The following is a 26226-nucleotide window of genomic DNA, read 5'->3' on the forward strand; positions in this document are numbered from 1 at the left end:
CGAGGTCCTAGCCTACTCGCCGGGTCAGGGCTTGGGTACCACGGCCAGGGTCAGGCGCGAGATGCAGGCCAGTTTGCCGGCCTCGTCCTCGATGCGGATTTCCCAGACCTGGGTGCTGGCGCCGATGTGCAGCGGCCGTGCGGTGCCGGTGACGGTGCCGCTGCGCACGCCGCGGACGTGGTTGGCGTTGATCTCGATGCCGACGCACATCTTGCCTTCGGGCGCGCTGAGGTTGCCCGCGCTGCTGCCCAGGGTCTCGGCGAGCAGGACCGAGGCACCGCCGTGGAGCAGGCCATAAGGTTGGTGGGTACGCGCGTCGACCGGCATGGTGCCGCGGACGTAGTCCGGGCCGATTTCGGTGAAGACGATGCCGAGCGGCTCCATCGCGGTGTTGCGCGAGAGCCGGTTGAGGTCGGCGACGGTGTCGGTGCCGCGGAACAGGGAACGCGCGGCGGGGTGAGCGGTGTCGGAGGCATTCATCGCCTCACGATAGCGGCGATGCCGCGGCCGGGCCAGTCGCGCGTCGGCTCGCAGGCGTTGAGGGCGTGCATCGGATGCTGCGGTGAGGCGATGGAGCGACGCTTGGGCGTTGGCGCGGGGCGGTCGGGCGGCCCCGGCGTCCTCTAAAAAGCCCGGAACGGCGCGCGTCGAACAGTGGGGACTGTACGCGCCGGTCCGGGTCGGAAAGAGGGGAAGATCATCACCGCGTTCGGCCGGCCCATGGACGGACGTCTGCGATCAGGCGAAGCGGAAGCGCGGCTGGACCCAGTTGCTGGCGTAGCTGCGATTGCTGGCGTAGCCGCTGCTGTTGCCGTAGCCGACGCCGAAATCGCGCTGGCGGTGCTGGTGGCGGACGGTCGGGGCGGCCTGGACGGTGGCGGTAGCGGTCGTGGCGGTCGGGGAAACGGTGCGGGCGTTCTGGGCGTTCATGGCGGTCTTCCTGTGTCGTGGGGTTGTAGTGACTCGGTGTGTTGGTAAAGTACAACACCTAAGCAATCTTGCCTATGTGCTGGAAGTCATGCCCCGGTGTTTCGGGGGGGCCCCGGTGGGGGTTCCGGGCCCCGGCGGCTGGGTTGCAAGCGCCGGGATTGTGGATAGAGATGTGGCGAGGGGCGCGGAGGTTGCAATCGCGCACCTATGACTGAAGACCTATGCCGGGCGACGGATGTGACCAACCGAAGGGGAAGAGAGCCGGATAGGCTGCGTGCGCATCACGAAGACGAGAGCGCGCGGCCATGGTCCATGGCATGGCCGCTCCCGGTACGACCGGGGCAGAGCGCAGATTGCGGAGCCCCATACTCGGGGCGATACCGGAGCGCTCGGCCGAAGCAGGCCACGAGGTTGAACGCCACGCCGACCGCTGCGCCGGCGCCGTTGATCGTCGCGGTGGTCAGGCGCGCATGATTGAGCGAGATGTCGCTCAGCCAAACGCCCGCCAATCCCAGGTAAAGAAAATAGGCCAAACCCAGGTAGTCGCCGAACACGACAGTGCGCAGCCAGTCCTGCTGGAACAGATAGAAATAGGCGGTGATGGCCGCCGCACCCAGCATCACCGGGGTTTGGCAGCAACAAATGCAGACCGGCGCGAGGCCGGGTCTGCGCCACCACGCCGAGCATTCCGAACACCAGCAGATTCGCAGTGCTGAAGATGCGGAATTCGCCGATCAAGGCGTCGGCGACTTGCATGTACCTGGCGCGAATCGCGCGGGTCAGGCGCGTGTCCGAATCCAGCAGTCGCTCGCGTTGCATCTGCAGCGCCGCGGTAGCGCCGGCTTCGATCCGATCGCGGCAGGCGCAGTCGGGATCGCATCTGCGTCGCGATCTCGGCGACCCGGCGCGGCAAGCCGGCTTGCAATTGCTGGCCGATCTGCGCGATCCGCGCACGGCCGCGTTCGGACATCCGCGTGGCGATCCGCGACACTGCGGTGTCGTCCAGGGGGATGCAGGGTTTGCCGACGCGCTGCTCTACCTCGGTCCGGATCAGGTCGCGGGCCAACGATTCGATCGCAGTGGGTCGCACGAACGAATAAACGAGCGCGCTGCCGAATGCCAGCACGCCCAATATGCTCGCAAGCAACGCGACGATGCGGATCGAAAGGCTCCGGTCCATGGGCTTGAATCGCACCCGCTCAGACACGTACCGGCCGGACGAGTTCAATCCGGTGCCGATGCGGCCGACCGCAGCGGATCAGTGCCGCGCCGCCGCCCCATGGCGCGCAAGCAGCGCCTGGATCAAAGAATCGGCGCCAGCCCCGCGCCGAAGGCGGTGAACATACGCGTGGTCAGGCTCTTCACGCCGAGGTTGACCTCGGGGAAATCGCCGACCGGCTTGTAGCAGGCGCGGAAGCCCGGGTCGGTACGGTACAGCGGGCTCGGGCAGTTCGGGCCGGGCACGAACTCGTAGCTGGTCGCATAACGCACCGGCCACAGGTCGAACAGCGGCAGGTGTTCGGAAATCTTCGCGATCGAATACTCCAGCCCGGAGAACACCGGCGGCTTGTCGCGGCGCGCGATCACCCAGGAATTGGCCGGGGCGATGTCGCGGCGGATGCTGTCGCCGAGGGCGCGGGCGAAGGCCTCGTCCTCGATCACCACCGCGCTCTCGGTGTTGTAGTGATCGCCGCGCGGGTCGAAGTTGTGGGTGCCGATCACGCTGATGCGGTCGTCGATGACCATCGACTTGGCGTGCATGCCGATGCGCACGCCGGCGCGCTTGAGCGGCACCGGTTCGTTGCTGCGGCGGCGCGCGTAGCGGGTGGCGGCGTATTCGCGCGACAGCGGCCGCCGGTATTGGTAGGGATAGGCGACGCTGCTGCGGTCCTGCCGGCGCCAGCGCGCCGGCGGCGCCGGCTCGGACAGTCCCGGCAGGCCGAGCGCGGGCAGAGTCGCGCCGGTCGCGGCGATGTCGATCGGCGCATCGGCCGGGAACGGCTTGTACTCGTAGATGTTGAAGCCGAACTCGCGCAGGTAGCGGCGTTTGTATTTGTACGACAGGGCGTAGGCGATGAAGGCGTCGGTCGCCGCGAGGCTGTTGGTGGAGACGATCACGCGCGGCGCGTCGGGGCGTTCGTGCAGGTCGCTGAACAATTTCTGCGCGGCCTTCGACAGCACCAGGTACGGCGTCTGCAGCATCACTTCCTTGCGCGAATTCGCAATCAGATTGCGCAGCGAGTCGGACGCCAGCGCGCTGACGTCGCTGTTCTCGCGATGCTTGTCGGGGGTGTCGGAGATGTAGCGCACCTGCCCGACTTCGATCGCGTGCGCGGCGACGCGCTCGCGCACGGTCTCGGCGTCGGCGGCATCGTCGAGCATGGCCTGGGCGCGCTTGGGACGCTCGAACTCGGTCTTCGGCAGGGCCGGCACGCCGTCGGCGAGCAGGCGCCGGCCGACGTCGCTGAGGCGTTCGACCGGGACGCTGCGGCGGTCGCTCCAGAACAGGTCGAAGTCGGTGCCCATGACCTCGGCGACCGGGCCGGCGACCAGTACGTCGCGGTCGCGGAAGTTGTACTCGTCGTCCCAGTCGTAATAGTCGTCCTGGTAGTTGCGGCCGCCGGCGATGCCGACCCGGCCGTCGGCGAGCAGCAACTTGGTGTGCATGCGCTGGTTGAGCCGGCGCCAGCAGCAGGCCGCGGCCAGCACGTACTGCGGATAGGTGATGCGGGCGCGCTGCAACACCGGGTTGTACAGCCGCACTTCCAGGTTGACGTGGGCGCCGGACAGCGCGGCCAGGGTGTCGATGTGGCGCAGCGCGGCGAGCTGGTCCATCAGCAGGCGCACGCGCACGCCGCGGCGGGCGGCGGCGAGCAGTTCGTCGAGCACGAGCTTGCCGGCGTCGTCCTCGTCGTAGATGTAGGTCTGCAGGTCGAGGGTGCGGGTAGCGCCGCGGATCAGGTCGATGCGCGCGAGCAGGGCGTCGGGGCCCCGGTCGAGGATGACCGCGTAGTGGCGCGGCTGCTCCGGGGTCGAGGCGGCCAGGGCCTTGCTGCCCAGTTCGCGCAGCGGCGAGGGCTGGGCGCAGGCGTCGGCGGCGGCGCAGTCGATCCGGTTGGAGCGCGCCTGGGCGGCGATTTCACTGGCGCGGTCGCGCTGCGCCGGGCTCAGCGTCGCGCAGGCCGACAGCGACAGGACGAGCAGGGCGGCGAGGCCGCGGGGTACCGCATTCAACGGAAACACTCCTTTCATTCCGAAACCCGGCCGGACTCGGCCGGCCGGCTGTCGCCAGAGCGGCCGTCGCTGGACCGCGGGTCCGCCGGCCTGGATTCGGGGTGCTTGAGCACGCCCGGCTTGAGCCGGACCTGCATGGTGAAACGAACACGGTCGCCGAGTGCGAACTGCCAACCGTCCAGACCGTAGTCGTAACGGCTGACGCTGCCGTGGGCGACCGCGTCGCAATCCTCGCCGGGGCGGGCGCAGGCCGGCGCGCCGAGCACGAAGGTCTCCATCCGGCTGACCCCGTGCAGGGTCAGCTTGCCGCGTAGCGCGCCGCCGGTGCGGACCAGGTCGGGCGCATGCGGTTCGGACAGGAACTCGATGTAGGGATGCAGCGGGGCATTGAAGAAGCGCTCGCCGCGGGCGAGGCGGGTGTAGCGCTCGGAGTCGCCGAGTTGCACCGCGCCGGTGGCCAGGCGGATGCGCACCTGGCGGCGGCCGTCGGCGAGGGTGGTGACCTCGCCGTCGTAACGCGGAAATACCCCGGCGACCTTCTGGCCCCAGCGCGTGCGCAACTCGAAGCTGAAACGGGTGTGGTCGGGGTCGAACGCCTGGAATGTCGGCTGCGCCCAGGCCGGACAGGCGAACGCCGCCGCCAGGGCGGCTGCGGCGGCGACCCGACCGCGGAGGCGCCGCCAGCGCGACGGCGCCGGCCGCGCCGGGTTCACGGCCACCAAAAAGCGCTGAGCTGGGCCACTCCCGGTTCCAGTCCGGTGCCGACCGGCACGCTCAATACCGCGATCCCGCCCGGCGGCATGCCGCGGTAGTCGCCCGACTGGCCGCTGTGCAGCAGCGCGGCGAGGCGTTCCAGGCCGGGGTTGTGGCCGACCAGCATCAGCCGCTCGGCCTCGATGTGGGTGTCGGCCAGGCCGATCAGGGTGCCCGGGGTGGCGTCGTAGACCGAGGGCTCGATGCGCTGTTCGACATAGCCGATCGCGCCGAGCACGGCCTCCAGGGTCTCGCGCGTCCGTCGCGAGGGCGAACACAGCACGCAGTCCGGGACCAGCTTGTTCTCGGCGAGCCAGCGGCCGGCGGCCTCGGCCTCGGCCAGGCCTTCGGCGGACAGCGGGCGGTCGAGGTCGGCCTGGCCTTGGGCGGCCGGCTCGGCGTGGGCGTGGCGGAGCAGGATCAATTCGCGCATGGAGTGGGCAGTTCTGGCGGCGGAGGAAAGCGGGGTCGGGAACGACAAGCGCGCGAAGGCTGGACCAATCGTTGCGACGTGCGAAGAGCGACCGTAGGAGGATGCCTGTCGGATCGGAATAAGGGTAGCGCCGGCGCCGAACGCGGCCGGGGCGCCTGCCTTACTTGCGGATCCACTTCAGCAGCGGCTGCCAGTCGGCCTGGTGTTCGCGGATCTGTGCGGAGTGGTAGTCGAACAGGCTCTTGCCGAGCGCGGTCATCACCACATAGGCCTGGCTGTCGCGGATCTGCCCGACCACCGGGTAGGGCCATTCGCGCAGCAGCTCGATGGCCTGCTGCGAGGCGTTGGTCCAGGGCTTGAGCTTGTTGCCGACCAGGCCGACGCGGAGCTGGCCGCGGCGCACCCGCGGGTGCTGGGCCAGGGTGTCGAGGAAGGGCACGGTGGCTTCGATGTCGAGGGTCGAGGGCTGGATCGGCACCACCACGGCGTCGGCGATCTCCAGGAAACTTTCCAGATCCTCGGCCATCGCGCCGGCCGGCGCGTCGATCACGGTGCGCTGGGCGTCGTCGGGCAGGCTTTTGCGCCAGGTCTTGCGGCGGGTGCCGTCGAGCGGCAGCACCGCGCTCTCCAGGACCGAGCGGCGCTGCGCCCAGCGGGTCGAGGACCCCTGGGGATCGGCGTCGATCAAGGCCGTGCGCAGGCCATCGAGGGCCGCCTGGGCGGCAAGGTGGGTGGCGATCGTGGTCTTGCCGACGCCGCCCTTCGAACTGGCCACCAGCACGGTCTTCATGCGAGCTCCCTCCGGATGGAAACCGCAGCGTACACCGGGGGTGTGGCGGCGGCCATCACGGGCTGGGGCGAGGCGGGCCATGGGAGGATTCGCCGCCGGGTGCCGGAGCGCGGCGGGCGGGCATCACAGCCTGTCGTCGGGCCGACTCGTCACCCCAGGGCCACCCTCGCCCACAACGGCAAGGTCAGCAGCGACAGCAGCAGACCGTAGCCGACCATCGCCGCGGCCAGGCGCGGGGCGAGCTGGTGGGCGATCGCCAGGGCGCCGGCGGTGACCATCGACGGCATCGCCGATTCGAGCACGGTGGCGCGCGCCATCTCGCCGTGCAGGCCGAGCAGCGGCACCAGCAGCCAGGCCAGGGCCGGCATCAGCGCCAGTTTCAGGGCCAGGCCCGACAGCAGCGGTTTGAGCTCGTCGCGCGGCAGCGCCAGCTTCACCGACAGGCCGATGGTCAGCATCGCCAACGGCAGCAAGGCGTCGGACAGGCGTTGCAGGCCGCCGGCGATCCAGTCCGGCGGCTCGGCCGGCATCAGCGTGAACCCGATCGACAGCGCCCACAGCGGCGGGAAGCGCAGGACCCGGCGCAGCATGTCGGGGGCGCTGGGCGGACGATCGCCGCCGTAGCGCGCCAGCACCCACAGGCCGAAGGTCGACAGGATCAGGAAGGCGCCGAACTGATCGTAGATCACCGCGTACGGCAGGGCGTGCTCGCCGATCAGCGCGCGGGTCAGCGGGTAGCCGAGAAAGCTGGTGTTGCCGTGGGCGACGGTCAGCAGCAGCACCGCGTGTTCGTCGCGGCGGAACTTCAGCCAGCGCGACAGCGCGCCGACGCACACGACGGTCGCGATCAGCAGCAGCCACGGCACCGCGGCGACGCCGATCAGGGCCGGCTCCAGATGCAGGCGCGGCGCGTAGCGCAGCACCGCGGCCGGCAGGCAGACGTAGAGCACCACCAGGTTCAAGGTCTGCGCGGCGTTGTCGGGCAGCACGCGCAAGCGTTGGAACAGGTAGCCCAGCCCCAGCATGGCCAGGACCAGGGCGAAGGCGTCGAAAGCCATGGGCGGGATCGCGAACGTCGGACGATGGGGCATGGTCGCGGTTGCGCGGCGTGGCCTCAAGGCGGCTTTAGGATTAGCTGCGGTTGGGGGGCGGGTCGGAAGCGAGAGGGGCCAAGGGCAAGAGCCAAAGCAAATTCCCCTGCCTGCCTCTTTCAAAGGCGGAGGGGATTTGCCCCAGCGTTTTGGGATTTGCTGTTGCCGTAGCCTTTGTGATCGTCTGCGATCGACGTGCACCCCAGAACCATCGCGGCTCCGGCGGTCGTCCCCTTCGACGGGGCGAACGACCCGCAAGGGCGTAGGGATCTGCGGTTGCCCATGCTCTTGCCCGCGCGCTCCGAAGCGCACCCGTCCGCGCGCCGTATCATGTCGCGTCCACGCAAGAGCGGTGCCATGAGCGAACTGCAAGACCTGACGGCGCTGATCCGCGCCAACACCGCATTGATCGTGATCGAGACCCGCGACGAGTCGCGGGTGATCGAGTTGTTCCGGCAGGTATTGATGAACGTCTGGCGGGCGCTGTACCGCTGGTCGATCACCGAAGGCCTGCGCCGGGTCGATTTCGACCGCGACGACGAGGAAACCGAGGTCGCGCCGGACATCTCCAATACCTTGCAGTCGGTCCGCGACGCCGACCAGCGCGGCATCTACCTGATGTTCGATGCGCACCCCTACCTGGGGTATGCCAGCACCCAGCGCCAGCTGCGCGAGATCGTCCAGCGCCGCGGTTGCGAGCCGCACGTGCTGGTGCTGATCGGGCACAAGGTCGAGCTGCCGCCGGACCTGGAGTCGCTGGCGGTGCGCCACCGGCCGAGCCTGCCGGACGCCAATGCGTTGCTCAAGCTGGTGCGCGAGGAAGCCGAGAACTACATGCGCGAGCATGGCGGGCGGCGGGTCGAGAGCGACGCCGAGGTGGTCAGGCAGATCGTGCGCAACCTGCAGGGCCTCGACCCGGTCGATGCGCGCCGGATCGCGCGCCACCTGATCTTCCGCGACGGCGCGATCGGGCTGGACGACCTGCCGGAACTGGCCAAGCTGAAGTTCGAGCTGCTCAACCGCTCCGGCCACCTGCATTACGAATACGACAGCGCGCGCATGAGCGAGGTCGCCGGCGCGCGCCGGATCAAGCGCTGGATCGAACAGCGCCGCGGCGTGTTCGTCGGCGGCGATGCGCCGCCCGGGCTGGACCCGCCCAAGGGCATCCTGCTGCTCGGCGTGCAGGGCTGCGGCAAGTCGATGATCGCCAAGGCGGTCGCGGCCGGCTTCGGCGTGCCGCTGGTGCGCCTGGACTTCGGCACCCTGTACGACAAGTTCCACGGCGAGACCGAGAAGAACCTGCGCGCGGCCTTGAGTTCGGCCGAGCAGTTGGCGCCGGCGGTGCTGTGGATCGACGAGATCGAGAAGGGCCTGTCCGGCGACGGCGGCGACAGCGACGGCGGGGTGTCGCGGCGCGTGCTCGGTTATCTGCTGACCTGGATGGCCGAGCGCAAGTCGCGGCTGTTCCTGGTCGCGACCGCCAACCAGATCGAGGCCTTGCCGCCGGAGCTGCTGCGCAAGGGCCGCTTCGACGAGATCTTCTTCGTCGACCTGCCGGTCGCCGAGGTGCGCGAGGAATTGTTCGCCGGCCACCTGCGCAAACGCGCGCTGAACCCGGAAGGCTTCGATCTGGCCGGGCTGGCCTTGGCGAGCGACGGGTTTTCCGGCGCCGAGATCGAGCAGGCCATCGTCGCGGCGATGTACGCCGCGCATGCGGCCAACACGCCGCTGTCGGATTTCCAGTTGCGCGCCGAGCTGAAGCAGACCCGGCCCTTGTCGGTGCTGATGGGCGAGCAGGTCGCCGCCCTGCGCGAATGGGCGCGCGGGCGCACGGTCGCGGCGGACTGAAGTTCGGAGCGAGGGCCGGGCTCGCGGCAATGGTGGGGGCTGCCGATCGAGTGCCGGCAGGGCCTCAGCCGGGTCGCTTCACGTACACCCACGCGCGCCGGCCCGACACCAGTTCGGCCTGCACACGTTGATAGTCGTCGACTTCGTAGGCGTCGGCATGGGCCAGTTCGTCGGCGCTGACCGCGAACACCGTGCCTTCGACGCGGTCGTGCGGGTCGCCGCTGGCTTCGACGATGGGATGGTAAGCCTCGCCGCTGGTGGCGAGGACCCGTGCGTCTTCGATCTTCACCATCGTGCGGCGGTAGCCGACCAGCGCATCGGCCTGGCCGGCGAGCAGGCGGCCGAAAGTGGCCTGCTGCACGCCGGCCTGTTGCAGGGTGCCGTAGGAAAACAGGGATTCGCTGAGTTCGGCTTGCATGCGGGCTCCGTTGCGCCGCCTCGGCGGCGCGTGCACAGGTTGGTCCAGAGTCTGAGCTATGGGGATTCAGCCAACGCCGGAATCATCCAGCGTCGAGTGCGGTCGATTCGCGCACGCTCGGCCAGCGCCGCGCCAGTTGCGCGGCGAACAGGGCCGCGGCCGGCGGATACGCGGCGAAGTGCAGGAAGGGTTCGATGAACTCCAGCTCCATCAGGCGGAAGCCGTCGGCGGTCATCACCCCGTCCACGCGCACATAGGCCTGGTCGCGGTAGCCGAGCGCGGCGACGGCCTCGAGCGCGTGCCGGGCGGCGGCCAGGATCGCCGGACCGGGTTCGGTCAGGCTCGCGCTGCCGCCGAAATCGGTCTGCACGCGGTAGTCGCCGGCGCTCGGTTTCTTGAGCACGGCGTGGCTGTAACGGCCGTCGAAGAACATCAGCGACCACTCGCCCTCGGCGACGATCTCGGGCATGAACGGCTGCACCAGATAGTCGAGATCGCGCGGCAGCGCCGCCAGCAATTCGGCGAAGGCGGCCTCGCCGACGCGGCCGCGCATGGTATGCCAGGCGCCGCCGCTGACCGTGGGCTTGATCACCACGTCCTGGCCGGTCATCGCCGCGACCGCCTCGGCGAGCGCATCGCCGCGCGCCGACACGGTCGGGATGATGGCGACGCCGTGGGCGGCGAGCTCGAGCAGGTAGCGCTTGTTGCTGTTCCAGCGCAGCAAGGGCAGCTCGTTGGCGATCGGCAGGCCGAGCCCCTCGATATGGTCGTACCAGGCGAGAAACTCGTCGTAGTGGCGGAAGTAGTCCCAGGTGGTGCGGACCAGGACCGCGTCGAAGCGGGTCCAGTCCACGTCGGGGTCGTTCCAGACGCAGGCGACCGGCTCGATGCCGTGGCCGCGCAGGGCGTCGACCAGGCCGGCATCGTCGGGGTGGAAGCCGGCGTAGACGGTCGAGGTGACCACGGCGAGCCGGAAGCCGTTCGAGGCAGCCTGGGCGGCGCCGAGCGTGGCGCCGGGATTGAGGTTCGCATCGTCGGACGCGGTATGGGAAACAACGGGCATGACGCCTCCTGGATCGGGAGGGCGCCCTTGTCTCGGCATCGCGGATCGAGCGTGGCGGAACGCATCGGTTCCGTCGCAGCACCCCTCGGTCCGGACTGCGGATCGGCCATCGGGGCGATCCGCAACTGGTGCGCGGCGTCGTGGCGACGCCGCGCGATTAGTGTTCGACAGCGATGTCGGTGCTGTCAATCGCGCGGCGATGCTTTTCGGGTAGGGGCGGCGCGAGCCGCGACCTGCGCTGCCGCGTGCGCCGGCGCGGTCGCGACTTGCGTCGCTCCTACCCCCAGACCGCGGGGTTTTGTAGGCGGCGCGAGCCGCGACGGCGCCGCTTCATGTCGCTGCGCATGTCGCGACTCACCTCGCTCCTGCATTACGAGCCCGACGGGTTCGCTCAGTACCCCGCGGCCTGGCCGTCCTTGCGCGATTCGCTGGCGCCGACGTAGCCGCCGTGCGGGTTGACCATGATCGCCTGGTAGCCGCCGTAGGGGCCGTGGGCGAAGCGCACACTGTGGCCGCGGCGCATCAGTTCGCGCACGGTCTCGTAGGCGAAGCCGCTTTCCAGGTCGAGCTCGCCGCCGTCGCTCATTACCGTGGCCTGGCCGGCCGGGTCGGTCGAGCCGTCGTGCTGCAGGCGCGGGGCGTCGCCGGCTTCCTGCAGGTTCATGCCGAAGTCGATCAGGTTGATGACGATCTGGGCGTGGCCCTGCGGCTGCATCGCCCCGCCCATCACCCCGAACGACAGCCAGGGCTTGCCGTCCTTGGTCACGAACGCGGGAATGATGGTGTGGAAGGGGCGCTTGCCCGGCGCGAACGAATTCGGGTGGCCTTCCTTGAGCACGAACTGCTCGCCGCGGTCCTGGAAGATGAAGCCCAGGCCCGGCGGCGCCATGCCGCTGCCCATGCCGCGGTAATTCGACTGGATCAGCGAGACCATCATGCCGTCGGCATCGGCCACGGTCAGGTAGATGGTGTCGCCTTCGTCGAGTTCCTTCGGCGTGGCCGGCTGCACCTCGCGCAGGGCCTTGTCCATCGAAATCAGCTTGCGCCGCTGCGCTGCGTACTCCTTGGAAATCAGTTTGGCGACCGGCGACTTCGAGAACGCCGGGTCGGCGTACCAGCGCGCGCGGTCGGCGAAGGCGAGCTTCTTGGCCTCGGTGAACAGGTGCAGGTGCTCGACGCTGCCGAAGCCATAGGCCTTCAGGTCGTAGGGTTCGAGCAGGTTGAGGATCTGCAGCGCGGCGATGCCCTGGCCGTTCGGCGGCAGCTCCCAGACGTCGTAGCCGCGGTAGTTGGTGCTGACCGGCTCGACCCATTCGCCGCGGTGGGCGGCGAGGTCTTCGTAGCTCAGGAAACCGTCGTTGGCCTTGAAGTAGGCGTCGATGGTGCGGGCGATCTCGCCCTTGTAGAACGCGTCGCGTCCGTCCCGGGCGATCTTCTCCAGGGTGTTGGCCAGGTTCGGGTTCTTCCAGGTCTCGCCGGTGCGCGGGGCGCGGCCGTCGACGGTGAACTGCTCCTTGAAGCCGGGCCACTTCGACAGGCGCGGCACCGAGGCGTTCCAGTAATAGGCGATGACCTCGTGCACCGGATGACCGTCGCGCGCATAGCGGATCGCCGGCGCCAGGTTCTCGGCCATCGGCTTGCGGCCGAAGCGTTCGTGCAGGGCGAACCAGCCGTCGACGGTGCCGGGCACGGTCACCGGCAGCGGGCCGTGCGGCGGAATGTCCTTGAGCCCGCGCTTGTGGAACTCGGCCAGGCTCAGCGACTTCGGCGAACGGCCCGAGCCGTTGTAGCCGTGGAGCCTCTTGGTCTTCGGGTCCCACACGATCGCGAACAGATCGCCGCCGATGCCGTTGCCGGTCGGTTCCATCAGGCCGAGCGCGGCGTTGGCGGCGATGGCCGCATCGACCGCGCTGCCGCCGGCCTTCATCACGTCGAGCGCGATCTGGGTGGCCAGCGGATGCGAGGTCGCGGCGATCGCGTGCGGGGCATAGACCTCGCTGCGGGTGGCGAAGGCCTTGCCGCTGATGCGGTCGGCGGCCGGTGCGGACAGCGGCAGGGCGAGCGCGCAGGCCAGGGCGAGCAACGCCAGGCCGCGGCGGGGCGCGGTGATCGGTCGGGACATGCGGAGCCTCTCCAGGTGAACCCCGACCATAACGCAGCCCGGCGACCGCGCGCCTGGGCCGAAGGTTGATCCCGGCCGCTACGGCCGTGCTCCCGCCCCCCCGAATCCCGAGTCCCGAGTCCCGAGTCCCAACGCCCCCGACGCCCCCGACGCCCCTAGGGTCGACCCTAGCTCGGGCACGCACCAGCTGTTTCTGCACAACCCACCTCCATACGCTGCGTTCAAGTCTCCAGGGGTGGCCGCGATGAGCTTTCCAGAGTTCGACAGTGCGTTCCGTTTTGCCCAGTTGCCGAATCTGATCGATCACCTGCTGCACCCGCAGCCGGCCTCGCAGCCGCTGCCGCAGGAGCCGGCGCCGCCGGTGTCCCTGGCGAGCGCGCCGGTCGAGCTGCCGTACTCGCCCCATGCGCCGGTCGACACCACCGCGCAGGAGCCCTTCAGCGAGCAGCTCTACGGCCAGCAGCCGCAGAAGGCCATCGACACCTCGCTGGCCGAGCTGTCCAGCGACGTCTACAAGACCGACGGCGCCGGTACCGCCGGCTGGACCCGGCTCACCCCGGAACAACTGCTCGACCTCAAGGGCCCCGACGGCAAGCCGGCCGGCATCGACCCGGCCTCGCTGGAAACCGAGGGCACCGGCTTCCGCGCCGCGGTCTATACCAACAACAACGGCCAGTACGTGGTCGCCTTCGCCGGCACCAACGGCTTCAGCCCGTTCGGCGACGGCGACATCGCCAACGACGTCGGCCAGGGCCTGGGCTTCGACACCAGCCAGTACAAACAGGCGGTCGCGCTGGCCAAGGAAGCCGAGGCCGCGTTCGGCGACAACGTCGTGTTCACCGGTCACTCGCTCGGCGGCGGCCTGGCCTCGACCGCAGCGCTGGCCACCGGCAACACCGCGGTGACCTTCAACGCCGCCGGCCTGAGCAACGACACCTTGCGCGACCTGGGCTTCAGCCCGCACGACGCGCGCTCGCAGGCCGAAGACGGCCAGATCCGCCGCTACAACGTCGACGGCGATCCGCTGACCGGCGTGCAGCAGAGCGTGGAGATCCTCAACGGCACGCCCGACGCGGTCGGTTACGAGCTCAACCTGAAGCATCCGGAAGGCTGGCCGAACGTGCTCAGCGCGCACGGCGCGGCGACCGTGATCGAGGCGATGAAGACCCAGACGCCGACGCCGACCGAGAGCATCGAAGGCGACGACCTCGGACTGCTCGACCGCACGGCCGAGACGGTTTCGGAAACCGCGATCGATCTGCTCGGCGACGGCGCCCAGGAACTGATCGACGTCGGCGTCGACGCCTTCAACGTCGGCTACGACTTCGGCGGCGATATCGACGGCGTGATCAACAACGAATTCGCCGAAGGCCGCTACATCGACGGCACCTTCAAGCTCACCGGCGACCTGGCCGAGGGCACCTTGAACCTGGCCGGCGACGTCGGCCGCGGCGGCTTCAACCTGGTCGGCGACGTGGCCGAGGGCAGCGGCGAACTCGCCGGCGGCCTGATCCGCGATCTCGGCGAGTACGCCGGCCTCAAGGATGCCGGCGACACCCTCGCCGGCTGGATCGAGGACGGCGGGCAGATCCTGGGCGACGTGTCCGAAGGCGCCGGCGAGCTGACCGAGATCGTGTTCGACGGCGTGGGCACCGCGACCGAGGCCACCCTGGACTTCGCCGGCGATGTCGCCGAAGGCACGGCCAAGGTCATCGACGACGTCGGCAGTTTCCTCAATCCCTTCGACTGAGGTCCGGACCCGGCCACCGTGACGACGTGAGCGCGCTCCAGCGTGCCGCGTCGTCGCGCGCGTCCGCGAACGGCACCGGTTCGGCTTACGCGCCGGCGCGACTGCGCTACGATCCGGGCATCCGACCACGGTCGTCTTCCCTAGCAGGCGCCTCGTCATGAATTTTCCGCATCCGAACCCGCGTGGCGCGGCCTCGCGCGTGATGGCCGCCGCCATCCTGCTTATGCTGTCGGTCTGCACGGCGTGTGCAGGCCCGGGAAACCGATCGATGCAAGCCAGCGAAGTCTTCCCCGACGTGCGTAGCGCCGAATTGGCCGAAGCCGCCGCCGACGGCAATGCCGCGCGCGTGCGCGAGCTCGCCGCGGCCGGCGCCAACCCGAACGCGCGCGGCGCCAAGGGCACCACGCCGCTGCAATGGGCGCTCTACCACCGCAGCAGCGACGGCATGGAGGCCTTGCTGGGGGTCGGCGCCGACCCGACGGTCGGCAGCGATGACGGCATGACCGTGATGCACCTGGCGGCGATGGCCAGCGACCCGCGCTACCTGCGGGTGCTGCTGGATCGCGGCGCGAATCCGGACACCCCAAACACCGTCACCAAGGCCACCCCGCTCGCGGCGGCCTTGATGGGCGAGCGCGCCGACAACTTCAAGGCCCTGCTCGCCGCCGGCGCCAAGCCCGATCTGGCCGACCGCATGGGCAACACGCCCTTGCACCAGGCCGCCAAGGTCAACGAATTCGGCCATGCCCTGGCGCTGCTGCAGGCCGGCGCGAGCCCGAACGCCCGCAACGTGCAGGGCGCGAGTTTCCAGCGTTTCATGTTCATGACCCCCGAGAGCGTGCTCAGCGCCCAGGCCCGCCGCGAACGCGAAGCGGTGCTCGAATGGCTGCGCGAGCACCAGATTCCGATCGAGGACGCGCAGGCGAAGTAACCGCGCTGGGGCGGCAAGCGGCCACAGCCACGGCAAGGGTAAGTCCCGGCGCTGCGGATACCTGCCTCGGCGTTGCGCCGGGCGCCGACCCCGTTGTCAGAGGGGTAACTCGACACGCTTGTCTGGATGCTCGTGAGGCGATCGCCGCCACGGCGGAGGTTGCCCGGCCGTGGCCGAGCCGCCGTGACCGAGCCCGCATCCAAGCCATCGCCAGCGTTGCGCCCGCCACGGCTGCAGGCCCTTCTTTGAGAAGGGGCAGGGGCATTTGCTATTCGCCCCCCACCGCGCTCGCTCAAACCGATTCACCGCAACCGCCGCAAACGCTCCAGCGCGGTTTCCAGGTCGCTCAGCACCGCGAGCAACGCGGTCCAGTCCTGATCGTGCGCGGTCTGCTCGACCGCCTGCGCGGCGGCGCCGAGTTCGTGGGCGCCGATCAGGGCCGCGGCGCCCTTGATGCGATGGGCCTGGCGGCGCACACCGGCCAGGTCGCCCTGCGCGCGCGCGCTCTGCAATTCGGCCAGGTCCTGGCGGGTGACGGCAAGGAAGTCGTCGAGCACGTCGGCGGCGTCGCCGCCGCTGTCGCTCAGCAGCTCTTGCAGCACCTCGCCGTCGAGCACGCGTGCGCGCTCGTCGTTCGCCAGGGTCGCAGCGGTGCCTGGCGGCGGCACGGTGTGCGGCAGCCAGCGCTGCAAGGTGGCGGCCAGGCGCGCGACCGCGACCGGCTTGACCAGGTAATCGTCCATGCCCGCGGCCTGGCAGGCCTCGGCTTCGCCCTTCAGCGCCGAGGCGGTCAGGGCGACGATCGGGGTGCGCGGCAGGCCGTCGCGCGCTTCCTCTTCGCGCACCGCGCGGGCCAGCCCGTAGCCGTCCAGGCCGGGCATGTGCACATCCGACAGCAGCAACGCGTAACGCCCGCTACGCCAGCGTTGCAGGCCTTCCTGGCCGCTGCCCGCGGACTCGCTGGCATACCCGGCGAGGGCGAGCTGGCGTGCGATCACCAGCCGGTTGGTCGGATGGTCGTCGATCAGCAGGATCAGGCTGCGTTCGCGCTCGGCGGTGGCTAGGTCGGGCAGGGGGCGCGCGACCAGCGCGGTCGCGTCGGCATCGCCGGCGTTCGCGGCGCGCAGTTCCGAGGCCGGCGCGCGCGCCAGGTCGACGCGCAAGCGCATGGTCGTGCCGACGCCGGGCGCGCTTTCCATCGTGACTTCGCCGTCCATCAGCGCCGCCAGGCGCCGGCAGATCGCCAGGCCCAGGCCGGTGCCGCCGTAACGGCGGGTGGTGTCGCTGTCGGCCTGGCTGAAAGGCTCGAACAAACGCCGTTGCTGTTCGGCGCCGACGCCGATGCCGGTGTCGCTGACGCGCAGGCACAGCGCATCGCGCGGCTCGCCGCCGTCGGCGGTCGCCGCACCGAGGTATTCCAGCGCGACCTGGATGCTGCCGCGCTCGGTGAACTTGACCGCGTTGGAGAGGAAGTTGCCGAGGATCTGGCGCAGGCGCAGGGCGTCGGCGCGGTGCGCCGGGGCGATGCCGGCGTCGATCCGGCAGCTCAGGGTCACGCCGCGGCTGGCGGCGGCGCCGACGAAGCCGGCCATCGTGCCGCGCACCAGCGCGGCCAGATCGACCGCCTCGGTGACGATCTCCAGGCGTCCGGCCTCGATCTTCGAAAAATCGAGGATGCCGCCGATGATCTGCAGCAGCGACCGCGCCGATTGTTCGATCACGTCGAGGGCGCGGCGTTGCTCGGGGTCCAGGCGCGAATGCGCGAGCACCTCGATCATGCCGGTGACGCCGATCATCGGGGTGCGGATCTCGTGGCTCATCGCCGCCAGGAACGAGGACTTGGCGCGGTTGGCGTCCTGCGCCCGCGCTTCGCTGGCGCGCAGTTCGCGCTCCAGCCGCTTGAGCGGACTCAGGTCGGCGGCGATCAGCAGCAGGCCGGGTGAGCCCTCGTCCTCGTGAGTGGCCGAGACCGCCATCAACGCCGGCACCCAGGTGCCGTCGCGGTGGCGCAGGCGGGTCTCGCGCGGCGCGGCGTTGGCCAGGGCGAGTTCGCGCAGCGCGGTCCAGTCGGCGCGCACGGCCTGGCCGGTCTGTGCGCTCAATTCGTCGGCCAGCGCCTGCAGCGCGCGCGGCTCGAACACGGTGTGCAGGCGTTCGTGGCCGATCACCTGCTCGGCGCTGATCCCGAGCAGGCGTTCGGCGAAGGCGTTGACCAGAGTCAGGCAGCCGTCCCCGTCGACGGCGAGGATGGCGATCTGCGCCGAATCCAGCAGCGAGCGCTGGAAGCGCTCGCGCTGCTCGAGTTCGGCGCGGGTGCGTTCGTTGCGGATCAGCTGCCCGGTCAGTTCGGTCTCGAAGCCGAGCACGTCGCGGCGCATGTCGATGAAGGCCTGCATGACCGCGCCGAGCTCGCCGGACGGCAGCTCGCCGGGCTCGGCGGTGTAGTCGTGCTCGCGCATCCGCCGCGCCAGCCAGGTCAGGCGGTCGATGCCGCGCGAGGCGTTGCGCAGGATGCGCCGGCCGATCAGCGCCGCGGTCGCCAGCGCGAACAGCGACAGGGCGATGCGGACCAGGCTGACCCGTTCGCTGCGGACGATGTCGGCGCGCACCACGCTGTCGGCCTGGACCAGCTTGAGGTCGGACAAGGACTGCAGGCGTTGGGTCAGCGGGTCGATCGCCGGGTACAGGCGCTTGTCGGCGAACTGGCCCAGGGCGCGGATGTCGCGATGGCGCAGGATCGCGCGCAGTTCGGCCGCGGCCGCGTCGGCGGTGCGGCGGGCCTGGGCGGCGGCATGCAGCTGCGCGCGTTCCTCGGCCGAATGCGGCAAGGCCTGCAGGCGCGGCCAGGCCTGGTCGACGCGGCGCCGGGCGTCGTCGACGCGCTGCAGGCCCTCGTCCCAGTCGACCAGGTAGTTGCGCACCCGGAAGGTGGTGTCGACCACGTCCAGGCCGTAAGCGTCGGACACGGTCTTGATCAGGCGCAGGCCGAGCAGGGCGTCGTCCTGAAGGGTCTGCAGCGAGCGGCGCGCGCGGTATTGCTCGATCTCGTCGATCACCAGCACGCTGGCGCCGGTCAGCAGGAACAGCCCGAACAGTCCCCACAGTTGGCGGCGGATGCTGAAGCGGTCGAGCCAGGCGAACACCGCGCGCCTCAATGCTCGGGCCGGCGCCAGCGGCCGAGCAGGGCCGGCAGCTCTTCGCCGGGCACCGCATCGCCGATCAGCCGGCCCTGGGCGATCGCGCAACCCAGCTCGGCCAGCATCTGCCAGTCCTCGACGGTTTCCACGCCCTCGGCGACCGCGTCCAGGCCGAGCTTGCGGGCCAGGTCCAGGCTGGCCTCGACCACCGCGCGCTTGCGCGGTTGCTGGCTGGCGCCGGCGACGAATTCCTGGTCGATCTTCAATTCGGTGAACGGCACCTGCGAAAGTTGCGACAGCGACGACCAGCCGGTGCCGAAGTCGTCGATCGACAGGCCGAAGCCCTTCAGGCGCAGCCGCGCGAGCACGCCCAGGCCGCGCGCGGCATCGGCGATCAGCGAGCTTTCGGTCAGTTCGAGCACAACCTCGGCCGGATCGACCCCGGCTTCGCGGACGATGCGCTGGTAGCGGTCGGCGGCGCCGGCGTCGTCGAGGGTCGAGGCGGACACGTTGACCGACAGTTTCAGGCGCAGCCCGCTGCGGTCCCACTGGCGTTTCCAGCGGCAGGCCTGGGCCAGCATCTGTTCGGTCAGCTCGTCGACCAGGTCGGCGCTCTCCAGCAAGGGCAGGAAATGCTGCGGCAGGATCAGCCGGCCGTCGCCTCGGCGCCAGCGCGCCAGCGCCTCCACGCCGATGACCCGGCCGTTGCCGAGTTCGACCTGCGGCTGGAACCACGGGACGATGTCGCCGGCCGCCAGCGCCGCGCGCAGGCTGTCGAGGTGGATCTCGCCGGGGTCGTCGTCGTCGACCGCCGCCGCGACCAGCTCCAGGCCGGCCAGGGCCTGGGCGAGCTTGCTCCGGGTCAGCGGCTTGGGCACCGCCTCGAGTACGCGCAGGCCGCAGGCCCGGGCCATGGTCTGGACGGTGTGCAGCAGGGCCGCGTCGAGCGCGCTGACCACCAGGATCGCGCGGGCCAGGTGCTCTTGGGCGAGGTGGTCGATGAATTCGATGCCGTCCATGCCCGGCATGTCCAGATCGACCAGGACCACGTCCGGCACCTGCGACAGCGAGCGCAGCAGGACCAGGGCGGAAACGCCGTCGCCGGCCTCGTGCAGGCGGGCGACGCCGAGTTCGGACAGCAGGCGCAGCGCCATGCGGCGTTGGAAGCCGTGGTCTTCGACCACCACAACGCTCAGTAGCGAAAGGGACATCCGATCCTCGGCTGCGACGGCGCATCGACAGACCGACGTCGTCGAGCGAACGCGCGGCTGCGGACGGCCGACTGTAGCCGTGTACCGAGTCCAACGGAAACAACGGCGACGAACGGTCGCCGACTTGCGTCGGGCCACGAAAAAGCGGCGCGGCATCACGCCGCGCCGCTGCGTTCGCGCACGCCGGGCGAGGCGCCCGGTTCGGCCTTGCGCGGCCTTACGGCCAGCGCGGCGGGTTCGCGGCCCAGGCCTTCTGCACTTCGGCCAGGGTGGCGCGGTCGGCGTCGCGCCACGCCGGCAGCAGCTCGGCGTAACGCGAGCTGTCGCGCCACAGGTCCGGCTCGCTGCGCACCGCGGCGGCATACCACTCCACCGCCTCGTCCTTGCGTCCCAACGACCACAGCGCGATGGCGTAGGTCGGCGGCATCCATGCGGCGCTGACGTTGCGCGCGCCGTGCAGGGTCACCCAGTACTTGAAGGCTTCGGCGTGGGCGCCGCTGCGATACAGGTCCCAGGCGTAGTTCCACATGATCGCGCGCCAGTAGGTGCTGCCGCTGTCGATCTCGCGCAACGCCCGCGCATACAGCTGGCGCGCCAGCTCGGTGCGGCCGCTTTGCATCGCCAGATGGGCGAGTTGCGCGGCCTCGTTCGGCGCGTGCGCCTTGCGTTCGACGATCTTGGCCAGCCGTTCCATGGCAGCGTCGCCGGTCTCCTTGATCACGACCACCGGCTTGGTGGTCTGAGCGTCGGCGTCGAAGTAGAACTCGCCCGGCTTCGACAGGGCCTGGGCGCCGGCGGAGCCGGATACGACCGCCGCGGCGAGCGCCGCGGCCAACAACAACTTGCGAATAGGCATGTTTGTAGATCCCCCTGGAACCCCTACATGCTAACCGCTGCGATGCACAATCCATGAATTCGCGCACATAATTATTTGGCCCAAGGTGGCGGATCGCCTGTTGCGAACGGGCCGGATCGTGCTGGTGCGGCCGGTTCGGCCATGGCGAGCGGGCAGGGGCGGGCCGCGGCGAAAGCTGAACGAGCGCTCCGCCGCGTCGCTGCGGCGGAGCGCAGGGCCGGCGGCTCAGTCCGCGGCCGGGCGCAGGGTCACGCGATCCAGCGCCCACAGCGGGTCGTGGCCGCCGCTGGCGAACACGAAACACAGGTCGTGACGGCCGGCGAGCTTCGGCAGGTCCGCCTGCAGCGTGGTCAGGCCGTCCGAACGCTTGGCCTCGGCCAGCGGCAGGCGCGCGATCGGTGCGCTCTTGCAGTCGTCGACGCGCACTTCCAGGGCGCCGCCGAGCTCGGCCTTGCGGGTCACGATGTTCTTGGTGTCGTGCCAGAGCTGGAAGTTGTACGGCACCTGGCCGACCCGGACCTCGATCCGGCCGACTCCGTCGAGGCGGGCGCCTTCGTAGATCCAGCACGGATCGATCAGGTTCGTGGTCAGCGAGGCGCGGGCGCCGTCGCCCTTGCCCTCGATCGCGGCGTCGTCCTCCAGGCGCAGGTTGTAGCCCTCGCGGCAGGGCCGCAGGCCGGCGCTGGTGCGGGTGCTCAGGTCGGCCAGCTCGCGCGCGTTGAAGCGGCGCGGCGCCGAAATCGGCTTGCCGTCGACGAAGGTGGTCGCGACCACGTCGAGCGGCAGGGTCGCGGCGATCGGCTGCCGGTAGATCGGGGCGTCGGCGCCGGGGTCCTGGCCGTCGGTGCGGTAGCGGATCTCGCCGAAGCCGGTCTGGTTGCTCAGCGCCAGCTTCGGCGCCGCGCCGTCGGCGCCGTCCTCGACCTTGAACTTGACTGCGAACGCGACGTCGGAGGCCTTCACGTCCTGGGCGCGGTAGCGCGCCATCTGCGCGGCCAGGCGTTGTTGGAAGTCGTTCCAGTCGATCCGCGCCTGCGGCGACCACACCACTTCCGACAGCGCATCCAGGCGAGGGTACAGCGCGCCTTGAACGCGTTCGAAGCTGCGGCGGTGCTCGCTCCACAGATTGGCCTGGGCGCCGAGCACATGCTTGCTCTGCGCCGCATCGAGCTCGGCCGGTATCACCGAGAACTGATAGAAGTCGCGCAGGGTGCTGATCGGGAAGCGTCCGCTCGGCTCGTCGTCGCGATCGCTCTGGACGTAGTCGAGGTAGAGCTGGCGGTCCGGCGCGACGATCACGTCGTGGCCTTCGCGCGCGGCCTCGACCGCGCCCTTGGTGCCGCGCCAGGACATCACCGTCGCGCTCGCCGGCAGCTTGCCGCCTTCGAGGATCTCGTCCCAGCCGAGCAGGATGCGGTCGTGCTTCTGCAGGTGGCCGGCGATGCGGCCGACGAACCAGCTCTGCAGCGCCATCTCGTCCTTGAGGCCGAGCGACTTGATCTTGGCCTGTACGCTCGGCGAGGCGATCCACTGGTCCTTGGCCGCCTCGTCGCCGCCGATGTGGATGTAGCGCGAGGGGAACAGCCCGGCGACTTCGTCGAGCACGTTCTCAAGGAAACCGAAGGTGGCGTCGTCGACGCCGTACAGATAGGTGTGCACGCCCCAGTCCGGCGACACCGGCGGCGCCTTGCGCACCACGTCGGTAACGCCGAGTTCGGGATAGGCGGCGATCGCCGCCTGCGCATGGCCGGGCATTTCGATCTCCGGCACCACGGTGATGTGGCGCTCGGCGGCGTAGCGTACGACGTCGCGGATCTGCTCCTGGGTGTAGTAGCCGCAATAGGGCTTGGGCTTGCCCTCGGCGTCGCGGCCGGCGGCGCCGGCGAGGATGCGGCAACCGCCGACCTCGGTCAGGCGCGGGTACTTCTTGATCTCCACCCGCCAGCCCTGGTCGTCGGTCAGATGCCAGTGGAAGGTGTTGAGCTTGTGCAGCGCCATCTGGTCGAGCACCGACTTGACCTCGTCGACGCTGCGGAAATGGCGGGCGACATCGAGCATCAGGCCGCGCCAGACGAAACGCGGGGCGTCGTCGATGCGCTGCGCGGCGATGCTGGCCGCGCCCCGGCCGCCGTCGGCGGTGGCCAGCTGCCACAGGCTGACCGCGCCGTAGAACAGGCCGGCGGCGGCACGCGCCTGCACGCGCACCCCGTCGCGGCCGATCTCCAGCGTGTAGGCCTCGTCGCCGCTGGCGGCGGACTTGGGATCGAGTGCGAACACGATCGCATCGGCCCCGGGCTTGCCGCCGCTGTCCAGGCGCGGCGCGAAGCCGCGCAGCTGCTGCACGCGCGCGGCGAAATCCTCGGCGACGCGGCGGGCGGCCGCATCGTCGTCGGCGACGACCAGGCGCGTCTGCGGCCCGAACACGAAGCGCCCCTCGCCGGCGACGACCTGCGCCGGGCGCGGAATCACCGCGGTGGCGTGCGCGGCGATCGCCGGCTCGGCGCCGTTTGCGGCGGCGGGGGCATCGGTCGAGCTGGAGCCGGCCGAGTCAGAGCCGGCCGGCGCGGCCGGGTTGTGGCAGGCGGCCAGTCCGATCGCCGCGGCGCTGGCCAGGGCCAGGTTCCAGGCGGTACGCGTTTTCATCGTTGCGCTGCTCCGTTCGTGGCCGGCGCGCGCGGAGGCGCGCCGGCGGTGTCAGTGTGCGTTGCTCAATGCGGCGAAGCCCGGCAGGGTGAGTGCCGGGCTCCGGGTACGACGCGCCGGCGGGATCGAGGCGATCCCGGCGGAGCGGCCACGCGTCCGGCCAGGCGGCCGGCGCGTGCGGGTTGCGCTGCGGATCAGAAGTTGAACCGGAATGCGGCCATGTAGCGGCGGCCGCTGTGGTAGGTGCCGACCGGCTTGCTCTTGGTGCCGGAGTACTGCACGTATTCCTCGTCGAGGATGTTCATCGCGTCGAAAGACACGCCCATGTTCTCGTTGAACTTCCAGCCCACGCTGGCGCCGAGTTCCGAGTAGGCGTCCACGCTCGCCGGCGCCGCGCCGGCCACGTAGCCGCCGGCCAGGTAATGGCTGCGCCAGTTGTACGACAGGCGCACCGTCAGCGGGCCGTTCTCGTAGTACGGGCTGATCGCGACGCTGTCGCGCGACTGGTACGGCAACGGATCGCCGGTGTTGTTCTCGCCGTCGGCGTAGGTGTAGTTCGCGGTCAGGCCGAAGCCGGTGTCGGCGAACGGCTGCTGGTAGCTGACGTTGAAGCCCTTGACCTTGCCCTTGCCGGCATTGCGCGGACGCTGGATGTCGTAGTCGCAATAGCCGTCGCTGGTGCAGCCGTGGAAACCGACCAGGGTGGTGTCGAACACGACCCGGTTGGTGTCGCGGATCGAGTTGTACTGGCGCTCGATCCGGGCCGCGCTGTCGATGTAGTTGGAGATGTCCTTGTAGAACACCGACGCCGCCAGCACCGACTGCTCGGCGAAATACCACTCGGCCGACAGGTTGAAGTTGGTCGACTCGTACGGCGACAGGTCGGCGTTGCCGCCGCTGCCGTTATAGGTGGTGTCGTTGAGGAAGGTGTTGTTGACCATCTGGTTGTACGGCGCCCAGGCGATCACCTTGGCCGCGGCGAAACGCAGCAGCACGTCGTTGCCGGTGTCGTAGACCACGTTCAGCGACGGCAGCACGAAGTCTTCCTTCTTCGACTTGGTCTGCCACTTGCTGGCCAGGTTGTCGAGGGTCGGCGCGCCGCCGTAGACGAAGCCGCTCGCGTCGGTCTTGGACTCGACGTAACGCAGGCCGAAGTTGCCGCGCCAGGCGCCGCTGGAGAAGTCGGCCTGCACGTAGGCCGCGGTGTTGGTCTGTTCCAGCGCCCAGGTATTGTTGAGGAAGCCGGCCGGGTCGGGGTTGGCGAAGTTCAGCGGGCTGCCCTTGACCCAGTCAAGCACGTTGCCGCGGCCGACCTGGATGTGGCGTCCATGGTCGTTGGTGAAGCCGCGGATGTCGGTCAGGCCGACGGTGCCGACATCGGCCAGGGTGCCGCGGTTGACCGGGCCGTAGATGTTGAGCTCGAAGGCTTCCTCGTGCTTGGCGCGACGCACGCCGAACTGCAGGTTGTTGAACACGCTGTCGAATTCGACGTTGAAGTCGATCTGGCCGTAGGTGTCCTTGCTCTCGGTCGAGAACACGCCGTTGTTGCCCATCCAACCGTTGGTCAGGCCGCCCGACGGACCCCAGTTGGCCGGGTTGCGCGCGGCGTCGGGATTGTCGAAGGTGATGCCGCGGTCGATGTCCCAGCTGAAGCCGCCGTTGTAGACCGGCTCGATGAAGTACTGGGCCAGGTGCTTGTTCTCGGACTTGCTGCGGCCGATCTGGCCCTTGAAGCCCCAGCCTTCGCCGTCGAACGCGGTGCGCAGGTCGATACCCTTGGTCTCGACTTCCGACTCGCGCACGTTGTTGTCGTACAGCACCGTGCCGCCGGTGGGATCGGCGTTGGCGTTGGAGTGGCCGCTGGTGACCACGCCGTTCTTGGCGTCGCCGAGCCGGTCGACCGCGGCGACGGTGCCGTCGTTCCAGGTCAGGAAGCTGTACAGCGACTGGTTGTAGTTGTCGAAGTTTTCCTTGATGTACAGGCCGCTGAGGTTGAACTCCCACTCGTCGCTCGGCTTGAACTGCAGGTTGACCACGGCGCTGTCGCGCTTGCGGTGCTGCTGGAACCAGGCGGCGTTGATCGAGTTGGGCACTTCCGCGTTCGGGTCGAGGCCTGCGCGCGCGGCGTTGGCGAAGGTCGAGGCCTTGGCGTAGCCGAAGATTTCCAGGCCCTGGCGGTCGACCTGCTCTTCGTAGTGCTGCGCGGCGACCGAGACGCCGAAGGTTTCTTCCGGGTTCTTCCAGCTGTACAGCAGCGAGCCGCTCGGGCGGCCCTTGCTGCCCTGGTCGCTGTAGTTGTAGCTGACCGAGCCGGCGACCGAGTTGGCCTCCAGGTCGAGCGGCTGGCGGGTGTGCATCAGCACGGTGCCGCCGAGGCTGCCTTCGGTGATGCGCGCTTCCGACGACTTGATGATTTCCAGCCGGCCGAGGATTTCCGGCGCGAGCAGGGTGTAGTCGAAGCCTCGGTTGGGCTGCTCGCCGTACAGCCAGATCGCCTGCGCGACCGGATGGCCGTCCAGGAAGGTCAGGTTGAGGCTCGGGTCGGTGCCGTCGATGCTGACCCGCTCGCCCTGGCCGAAGCGGCGATCGAGGGCCACGCCGGGAATCTGCGACATCGCTTCGGCGACGTTGGTGTTGGCGAACTTGCCGATGTCCTCGGCGGTGATCGCTTCCGACACGGTCACGTTGGCCCGCTTGGTATCCAGCGATTTTTCCAGGCTCGCGCGGATGCCGGTGACGACGACGGTGTCGAGTTCGGTGGCTTGCGACGATGCGGACGGGCTGGTGGCTGCCTGGGTGTCCTGGGCGGCCGCCAGGCCCGGACCGATACAGGTCAGGACCGCGACGATGCTGGCTGACAGGATGCTCTTGCGCGCTTTCATTACTGTTCCTCCCTCGGGCGGTGATGGCTCGGCGATCGACCGGGGAAAGCCGGTTCGTCGCGAAGTCCGGTTTGTCTTGTCTGGTTTTTCTTGATGCAGCCGGTCGCGGCGACGCCGTTTCCGGTTTCGGTGTT

20 protein-coding genes and 1 riboswitch are annotated in these 26226 nt (G+C 69.7%); of the genes, 3 read left to right on the top strand and 17 right to left on the bottom strand.

The features are described 5' to 3' along the window. Positions 1-24: 24 nt before the first annotated feature. The 9 genes from AC6CH2_RS19915 to AC6CH2_RS19955 all read right to left on the bottom strand — a co-directional run bounded on the left by AC6CH2_RS19915 (position 25) and on the right by AC6CH2_RS19955 (position 7198). Positions 25-384 (bottom strand): hotdog fold thioesterase, encoded by a 360-nt coding sequence (locus tag AC6CH2_RS19915; RefSeq protein ID WP_498270796.1) that lies wholly within the window; start codon positions 382-384, stop codon positions 25-27. Between the two features lie 354 nt (positions 385-738). Continuing rightward, the gene (locus AC6CH2_RS19920) at positions 739-930 is read right to left on the bottom strand and encodes a hypothetical protein (protein ID WP_408951401.1); all 192 of its coding nucleotides are present in this window, start codon (positions 928-930) and stop codon (positions 739-741) included. Between the two features lie 281 nt (positions 931-1211). Next, positions 1212-1550 carry a hypothetical protein gene (locus AC6CH2_RS19925; protein ID WP_498270728.1) on the bottom strand — a complete coding sequence of 113 codons (339 nt, stop codon included), beginning with the start codon at positions 1548-1550 and terminating at the stop codon, positions 1212-1214. Continuing rightward, positions 1550-2110, bottom strand: a complete 561-nt coding sequence (locus AC6CH2_RS19930) for a hypothetical protein (protein ID WP_498270729.1) — start codon at positions 2108-2110, stop codon at positions 1550-1552. Before AC6CH2_RS19930 ends, AC6CH2_RS19925 begins: the two co-directional genes overlap by 1 nt. 122 nt (positions 2111-2232) lie before the next feature. Beyond that, on the bottom strand, positions 2233-4164 hold the full coding sequence (locus tag AC6CH2_RS19935; RefSeq protein ID WP_498270730.1) for a phospholipase D family protein: 1932 nt from the start codon (positions 4162-4164) through the stop codon (positions 2233-2235). A 14-nt stretch (positions 4165-4178) separates the two neighbouring features. Next, positions 4179-4883, bottom strand: a complete 705-nt coding sequence (locus AC6CH2_RS19940) for a YceI family protein (protein ID WP_498270731.1) — start codon at positions 4881-4883, stop codon at positions 4179-4181. Next, positions 4874-5350 carry a SixA phosphatase family protein gene (locus AC6CH2_RS19945; protein ID WP_031373099.1) on the bottom strand — a complete coding sequence of 159 codons (477 nt, stop codon included), beginning with the start codon at positions 5348-5350 and terminating at the stop codon, positions 4874-4876. Before AC6CH2_RS19945 ends, AC6CH2_RS19940 begins: the two co-directional genes overlap by 10 nt. A 160-nt stretch (positions 5351-5510) precedes the next feature. Beyond that, positions 5511-6140 carry a nucleotide-binding protein gene (locus AC6CH2_RS19950; protein WP_435395458.1) on the bottom strand — a complete coding sequence of 210 codons (630 nt, stop codon included), beginning with the start codon at positions 6138-6140 and terminating at the stop codon, positions 5511-5513. A 149-nt stretch (positions 6141-6289) separates the two neighbouring features. Next, positions 6290-7198, bottom strand: a complete 909-nt coding sequence (locus AC6CH2_RS19955) for an AEC family transporter (RefSeq protein ID WP_498270732.1) — start codon at positions 7196-7198, stop codon at positions 6290-6292. A gap of 390 nt (positions 7199-7588) precedes the next feature. On the opposite strand from AC6CH2_RS19955, the gene AC6CH2_RS19960 reads away from it, so the two are divergent. Further along, on the top strand, positions 7589-9079 hold the full coding sequence (locus tag AC6CH2_RS19960) for an AAA family ATPase (protein WP_498270733.1): 1491 nt from the start codon (positions 7589-7591) through the stop codon (positions 9077-9079). Between the two features lie 64 nt (positions 9080-9143). Here the strand turns inward: AC6CH2_RS19960 and AC6CH2_RS19965 are convergent, their stop codons facing one another. The 3 genes from AC6CH2_RS19965 to ggt form a co-directional block, all read right to left on the bottom strand. Next, a complete protein-coding gene (locus AC6CH2_RS19965) occupies positions 9144-9497 on the bottom strand; it encodes a gamma-glutamylcyclotransferase family protein (protein WP_498270734.1) in 354 nt (117 codons plus the stop codon). A gap of 82 nt (positions 9498-9579) precedes the next feature. Then, positions 9580-10560 carry an ATP-grasp domain-containing protein gene (locus tag AC6CH2_RS19970; RefSeq protein WP_498270735.1) on the bottom strand — a complete coding sequence of 327 codons (981 nt, stop codon included), beginning with the start codon at positions 10558-10560 and terminating at the stop codon, positions 9580-9582. A 12-nt stretch (positions 10561-10572) separates the two neighbouring features. Continuing rightward, a riboswitch (S-adenosyl-L-homocysteine riboswitch) is annotated at positions 10573-10653 on the bottom strand. 298 nt (positions 10654-10951) lie between these two features. After that, positions 10952-12682 (bottom strand): gamma-glutamyltransferase, encoded by a 1731-nt coding sequence (gene ggt, locus AC6CH2_RS19975; RefSeq protein WP_498270736.1) that lies wholly within the window; start codon positions 12680-12682, stop codon positions 10952-10954. Between the two features lie 244 nt (positions 12683-12926). On the opposite strand from ggt, the gene AC6CH2_RS19980 reads away from it, so the two are divergent. After that, positions 12927-14432 (top strand): Tle-like phospholipase domain-containing protein, encoded by a 1506-nt coding sequence (locus tag AC6CH2_RS19980; protein ID WP_498270737.1) that lies wholly within the window; start codon positions 12927-12929, stop codon positions 14430-14432. A gap of 268 nt (positions 14433-14700) precedes the next feature. Continuing rightward, positions 14701-15363, top strand: a complete 663-nt coding sequence (locus AC6CH2_RS19985) for an ankyrin repeat domain-containing protein (RefSeq protein ID WP_435395465.1) — start codon at positions 14701-14703, stop codon at positions 15361-15363. Between the two features lie 302 nt (positions 15364-15665). On the opposite strand, the gene AC6CH2_RS19990 is transcribed toward AC6CH2_RS19985, so the two are convergent. The 5 genes from AC6CH2_RS19990 to AC6CH2_RS20010 form a co-directional block, all read right to left on the bottom strand. Beyond that, the gene (locus AC6CH2_RS19990; protein ID WP_498270738.1) at positions 15666-18506 is read right to left on the bottom strand and encodes an ATP-binding protein; all 2841 of its coding nucleotides are present in this window, start codon (positions 18504-18506) and stop codon (positions 15666-15668) included. Between the two features lie 8 nt (positions 18507-18514). Next, complete coding sequence (locus tag AC6CH2_RS19995; RefSeq protein ID WP_498270739.1) at positions 18515-19711, bottom strand: EAL domain-containing response regulator; 1197 nt, start codon at positions 19709-19711, stop codon at positions 18515-18517. Positions 19712-19928: 217 nt separating this feature from the next. Then, positions 19929-20567 (bottom strand): tetratricopeptide repeat protein, encoded by a 639-nt coding sequence (locus AC6CH2_RS20000; protein ID WP_498270740.1) that lies wholly within the window; start codon positions 20565-20567, stop codon positions 19929-19931. Between the two features lie 225 nt (positions 20568-20792). After that, positions 20793-23210 (bottom strand): family 20 glycosylhydrolase, encoded by a 2418-nt coding sequence (locus AC6CH2_RS20005; protein ID WP_498270741.1) that lies wholly within the window; start codon positions 23208-23210, stop codon positions 20793-20795. A 194-nt stretch (positions 23211-23404) separates the two neighbouring features. Continuing rightward, on the bottom strand, positions 23405-26092 hold the full coding sequence (locus AC6CH2_RS20010; RefSeq protein ID WP_498270742.1) for a TonB-dependent receptor: 2688 nt from the start codon (positions 26090-26092) through the stop codon (positions 23405-23407). Positions 26093-26226 lie beyond the last annotated feature (134 nt).

It is taken from the genome of Lysobacter sp. GQ73 (genome assembly GCF_059758755.1).

Coding starts and splice junctions, on each gene's coding strand:
- AC6CH2_RS19915 (WP_498270796.1), bottom strand. CDS start 384: ATGGAGCCGCTCGGCATCGTCTTCACCGAAATCGGCCCGGACTACGTC.
- AC6CH2_RS19920 (WP_408951401.1), bottom strand. CDS start 930: ATGAACGCCCAGAACGCCCGCACCGTTTCCCCGACCGCCACGACCGCT.
- AC6CH2_RS19925 (WP_498270728.1), bottom strand. CDS start 1,550: ATGCTGGGTGCGGCGGCCATCACCGCCTATTTCTATCTGTTCCAGCAG.
- AC6CH2_RS19930 (WP_498270729.1), bottom strand. CDS start 2,110: ATGGACCGGAGCCTTTCGATCCGCATCGTCGCGTTGCTTGCGAGCATA.
- AC6CH2_RS19945 (WP_031373099.1), bottom strand. CDS start 5,350: ATGCGCGAATTGATCCTGCTCCGCCACGCCCACGCCGAGCCGGCCGCC.
- AC6CH2_RS19950 (WP_435395458.1), bottom strand. CDS start 6,140: ATGAAGACCGTGCTGGTGGCCAGTTCGAAGGGCGGCGTCGGCAAGACC.
- AC6CH2_RS19955 (WP_498270732.1), bottom strand. CDS start 7,198: ATGGCTTTCGACGCCTTCGCCCTGGTCCTGGCCATGCTGGGGCTGGGC.
- AC6CH2_RS19960 (WP_498270733.1), top strand. CDS start 7,589: ATGAGCGAACTGCAAGACCTGACGGCGCTGATCCGCGCCAACACCGCA.
- AC6CH2_RS19965 (WP_498270734.1), bottom strand. CDS start 9,497: ATGCAAGCCGAACTCAGCGAATCCCTGTTTTCCTACGGCACCCTGCAA.
- AC6CH2_RS19970 (WP_498270735.1), bottom strand. CDS start 10,560: ATGCCCGTTGTTTCCCATACCGCGTCCGACGATGCGAACCTCAATCCC.
- ggt (WP_498270736.1), bottom strand. CDS start 12,682: ATGTCCCGACCGATCACCGCGCCCCGCCGCGGCCTGGCGTTGCTCGCC.
- AC6CH2_RS19980 (WP_498270737.1), top strand. CDS start 12,927: ATGAGCTTTCCAGAGTTCGACAGTGCGTTCCGTTTTGCCCAGTTGCCG.
- AC6CH2_RS19985 (WP_435395465.1), top strand. CDS start 14,701: ATGCAAGCCAGCGAAGTCTTCCCCGACGTGCGTAGCGCCGAATTGGCC.
- AC6CH2_RS19995 (WP_498270739.1), bottom strand. CDS start 19,711: ATGTCCCTTTCGCTACTGAGCGTTGTGGTGGTCGAAGACCACGGCTTC.
- AC6CH2_RS20000 (WP_498270740.1), bottom strand. CDS start 20,567: ATGCCTATTCGCAAGTTGTTGTTGGCCGCGGCGCTCGCCGCGGCGGTC.
- AC6CH2_RS20005 (WP_498270741.1), bottom strand. CDS start 23,210: ATGAAAACGCGTACCGCCTGGAACCTGGCCCTGGCCAGCGCCGCGGCG.
- AC6CH2_RS20010 (WP_498270742.1), bottom strand. CDS start 26,092: ATGAAAGCGCGCAAGAGCATCCTGTCAGCCAGCATCGTCGCGGTCCTG.